Raw genomic sequence first — 4679 nt, 5'->3', positions numbered from 1 at the left:
GACCTTCGCCGCCCCCAGCGGCGCCAGCGGCATAACCGCGCTGCAGGACGCCACTTCGCCGGCGCTCAGGGCGGGCCGCGGCTTCTCCCATTTCTTCGGCCTCAACGACGTCATGGAAGCCAATACCGAGGCGCATTTCGATACCGGCCTGCCGGTCACGGCGGCGCACGGCCTGACCACCGGCGGCGTCGTCACCCTGGAGCTGCGCAACGCCCAGAACGACGTCGTCAAGAGCGCCACCTTCACCATCGTCGCCGCGGTCAGCGACGCCACCAAGGAAATCGACGACACCGGCAGCTTCGACGACATTTTCACGCTGTTGGAGAACACCGCCAACTTCGGCAAGCAGATCAGCAACGTCACCCTGGACAGCAACGGCGCCTTGTCGATTTCCATGATCGGCGGTTTCGAGACCTACAAGCTGGTGACGGTCAGCGACAGCACCGACCGCGGTGGCACCGGCATCACCTTCAGCAACCTGCTCGGCGTCGGCGACCGCTATCGCGCCGAAGCCGCCAAGGATGTCAATGTGCGCAGCGACATCATAAGCGACCCCTTCGACCTGGCCCTGGCGCGCCTCGACATCACCGGCAACAAGGCCCCGGTCACCGCCACCGGGCTTAACAATTATGTCATCGACCTCGAGCCCGACGTCACCAGCCTGAGCGCCGGCGACACCTTCACCTTCAGCGCCGCCACGGCCAACACCGGCGCCGCGACCCTGAAGATCGACGCCCTGGCAGCCCTCGCCATCCAGCAGGACGGCGCCGCGCTCAGCGCCGGCGACATCGGTTCCAATAGCATCACCACGGTGCAATACGACGGCACCCAGTTCCAGATCATCTCGCGCACCGCGGCGCTTTCCAAGGGCGATGCCTCCGGCGCCGTCGCCATGCAGGGCCTCCAGGACTCCGCCATCGCCTTCAAGGCGGCCGGCAATCTGGCCGCCTTCACCACCCAGATCAGCGCCTTTGCCGCCACCGTGCTGTCGGATTTCGGCAACCAGGCGGCCATCACCGACCTCTTGCGCGACGACCGACAGGCGCTGACCCAAGAGGTCCAGGCCCGCCTGAGTTCACTTTCCGGCGTCAACATGGACGAGGAACTCGCCAACATGGTGATCTTCCAGAACCACTACAACGCCTCCGCCCGCATGATCACCGCCGCACGCGAGATGTTCGACGTGCTGATCGCCATCTAGGGCATCCGGGGATTTAGAGCCATGACCATTTCATCGCGGATATCCACCCTGGGCCAGCATCAATCGTTGCTGGCCGACGTGCTGCGCAACGAAAACCGCGTCTACGTCGGGCAGAACCAGGTCACCAGCGGCATGAAATCCGATATCTACAAGGGTATCGCCCACGACATCGGCACCCTGCAGGGCGCCAAGAGCCTGCTGGCCCGGCAGCAGCAGCTGATCGACGCCAACCACCAGGTCGACCGCCGCCTTTCGCTCTACGACGCCTCTCTGGAGGGCCTGCGCGACAACGCCCAGCAATTGCGCGACGCTTTCCTGGCGGCCATCAACGGCAACACCGGCTTCGGCCTGGAGACCAACGTCGAGAACATCTTCAACAACGCCGTCAGCCTGCTTTCCACCCGTGACAGCGGGCGCTACATCTTTTCCGGCACGCTGACCGATCAGTCGCCGCTGGACGAAAGCGGCACCACCAACGCCGTCACCAAGTCCGGCATGCAAGCCATCAACGCCTCGATCTCGACCACGCCCTCGCTGGCCTTCACCAACAACGGGGTCAAGCAGTCCAACACCATCGACGAGAACCTGACGCTGACCTACGGTGTGCTGGCCGACGAGGTGGCGGCGCCGCTGTGGGAAGAGTTCCGCCAGTTCTTCGAGCAGGAAGCGCTCGGCAGCTTTACCAATCCGCTCTCGAACGCCCAGCAAACCTTTCTCATCAGCCGCCTCGACGAACTCAACGCCGCCATCGACAACATCGACCAGAAGCACGCCCAGACCGGCGTCAACCGCGCCACCCTGCAAGACATCCAGAGCCGGCTGGGGGACGCCAAGACCTTCACCAGGATCTTCATCTCGGACATCGAGGAGGTCGACGTGGCCGAGGCCATCGGCCGGCTGTCGCAGGATCAGGTGGCGCTGGACGCCAGCTATCGCGTGTTCTCGCAGCTCTCGCGCTCGACGCTGCTCGACTTCATCTAGCCGGCGCGGCCGGGTTTTAGTCTTGCGGTGGCGCCTGGGGCCGCCCAGGATCGACAATCATGAGTGAAACCTCACCAATCGACGTCGTCACCGGCGGAGGCGGCTTCATCGGCAGCCACCTGGTCGACCGCCTGCTGGCCGAGGGCCGGCGGGTGCGGGTGATCGATAATTTTTCAGTTGGCAACCCGGGCAACCTGGCCCAGCACCGGGACAACCCGGTGCTCGAGGTCAACCATGCCGACATCCGCGACCGGGACGCCGTGGCGGCGATCACGAAGGGCGCCGACCGGTTGTTCCACCTGGCCGCGCGAGCCGACATCGTGCCTTCGATCCAGCAGCCCCGGGAATATTTCGAATCCAACGTCGACGGCACCTTCGTGGTGCTGGAGGCGGCCCGGGCGGCCGGCGTGCGCCGCCTGGTCTATGCCGCCTCGTCGTCGTGCTACGGCATTCCCGAACGCTACCCGACGCCCGAGGACGCGCCCATCCAGCCCCAGTACCCCTATGCCCTGACCAAGTACCTGGGCGAGTGCCAGGTGCTGCACTGGGCCCAGGTCTACGGCCTGCCGGCGCTGGCGCTGCGCTTCTTCAACGTCTACGGCCCCCGGGTGCGGACCTCCGGCACCTATGGCGCCGTCTTCGGCGTCTTTTTGGCGCAGTTGCGCGCCGGCCAGCCCCTGACCATCGTCGGCGACGGCGAACAGAAGCGCGATTTCACCTACGTCAGCGATGCCGTCGACGCTCTGGTCACGGCGGCCGACAGCGAGCTCAGCGGCCAGGTCTTCAACGTGGGCTCGGGCGCAGCCGTCAGCGTCAACCGCCTGGTCGAGCTGCTGGGCGGGCGCCAGACGGTGCACATCCCCAAGCGCCCCGGCGAGCCCGACTGCACCCTGGCCGACATGAGCCGCATCAAGGCCGCCCTGGGTTGGCAGCCCCGTGTGCCCATCGAGGACGGCGTCAAGGTCATGCTGGAACACATCGATTACTGGAGCGAGGCCCCGGTCTGGACGCCCGATGCCATCGCCGGCGCCACGGCGGACTGGTTCAAGTACCTGGGCGAGGATTGAAGGCCGGCGCCCAGCCATCTATATCCACCACATGACTTCCGCCGCCGACGCCCTGGATCAGGTGGCCGCCGCCATGGGCGGCCTCGAAGCCGGTGCCCGCGTTGTCGTCGCCATGTCGGGAGGCGTCGATTCCTCGGCCACCGCCGCGGCCCTGGCAGCGCTCGGCTACCAGGTCGTGGGGATAACTCTTAAGCTTTACGACGCGCCCGCCTCACGGGTCGGCGCCTGTTGCGCCGGCGTCGACATCCACGACGCCCGGCGGGTGGCCGCCGACCTCGACATTGCGCATTACGTGCTCGATTACGAGCAGCGCTTCCAAAGCGCCGTGATCGACAATTTCGTCGACAGCTACATCGCCGGCGAGACCCCGAACCCCTGCGTGCGCTGCAACCAGACGGTCAAGTTCGAGGACCTGCTGGGCCGGGCCCGCGAGCTCGGCGCCCAGGCCCTGGTGACGGGCCATTACGCACGTTGGCGGCGCGGCCCCGACGGCGCCGAATTGCACCGCGGTGCCGACGCCGGCCGCGACCAGAGTTATTTTTTGTTCGCCACACGGCCCGACCAGCTCGACTTCCTGCGCTTTCCCTTGGGCGGCCTCGACAAAGCGGCGACGCGGGCGCTTGCAGCCAGGTTCGAGCTCACTGTGGCGGACAAACCCGACAGCCAGGACATCTGCTTCGTGGCCGAGGGATCCTATGCCGCCTTCATCGACAAGCAGCGCCCGGCGGCGCGGCAGCCCGGCGACATCGTCGACCAGGCCGGCAACGTCCTCGGCCGCCACCCCGGCATCGCCGGCTTCACCGTGGGTCAGCGCCGCGGCCTGGGTCTGGGTGGTGGCGCGGCGCTTTACGTGCTGCGCCTAGAGCCCGAAAGCAACCGTTTGGTGGTGGGGCCGCAAGAGGCCCTGGCGCGCCGGCGCTTCGCCATCCGCGACTGCAACTGGCTGGCCGAGACCGAGGGCGCTCTGGAGGTCAAGGTGCGCTCGACCTCGCCGCCGCTGGCGGCCCGTATCGAACGCCGAAACGGCGCCGCCGAGGTCATCCTCGACCAGCCCGAGCCCGGCATCGCGCCCGGCCAGGCCTGCGTCGCCTACCGCGGCGGCCGCCTGCTGGGCGGCGGCTGGATAGGGCGCTAGAGCATTTCCAGATTGCTGAAGATCGCCTAGGACGTCACCGGCTGAGGTGCGGGACGGGCTGGAAGGTTGACCACAGAGACGCAGAGGCACAGAGATTCGGAGAAGCCTGTTTGGGGTTCTTGGGGGAGCTCCTGGGGGAATCATCTGCAAGTCTTCTCTGTGCCTCTGTGCCTTCTGTAATCGGTTGGTTGATGTCAAGCTCCGAACGCCCTTTGTTTCCGTCTCCGCGGTGATGCCTGCAGGGGCTCCGTTCTTCTGTCCGCAGTCGGCGCCCAGGCTTCCTGCCGGAAGCCCT

4 protein-coding genes are annotated in these 4679 nt (G+C 66.5%); all 4 read left to right on the top strand.

The features are described 5' to 3' along the window. On the top strand, window positions 1–1201 hold a 1201-nt coding region (locus QGG75_11625), incomplete at its 5' end, for a flagellar basal body rod C-terminal domain-containing protein (protein MDP6067881.1). Window positions 1202–1222: 21 nt separating this feature from the next. Next, complete coding sequence (locus tag QGG75_11620; protein MDP6067880.1) at window positions 1223–2182, top strand: flagellin; 960 nt, start codon at window positions 1223–1225, stop codon at window positions 2180–2182. A gap of 59 nt (window positions 2183–2241) precedes the next feature. Next, complete coding sequence (locus tag QGG75_11615) at window positions 2242–3249, top strand: SDR family oxidoreductase (GenBank protein ID MDP6067879.1); 1008 nt, start codon at window positions 2242–2244, stop codon at window positions 3247–3249. Between the two features lie 73 nt (window positions 3250–3322). After that, window positions 3323–4384: a tRNA 2-thiouridine(34) synthase MnmA gene (gene mnmA, locus QGG75_11610; protein MDP6067878.1), complete on the top strand. Its 1062-nt coding sequence runs from the start codon at window positions 3323–3325 to the stop codon at window positions 4382–4384. Window positions 4385–4679 lie beyond the last annotated feature (295 nt).

This window comes from Alphaproteobacteria bacterium (genome assembly GCA_030740435.1).
Lineage (GTDB): Bacteria > Pseudomonadota > Alphaproteobacteria > UBA2966 > UBA2966.
This window is presented reverse-complemented; position numbering and strand designations above follow the sequence as displayed.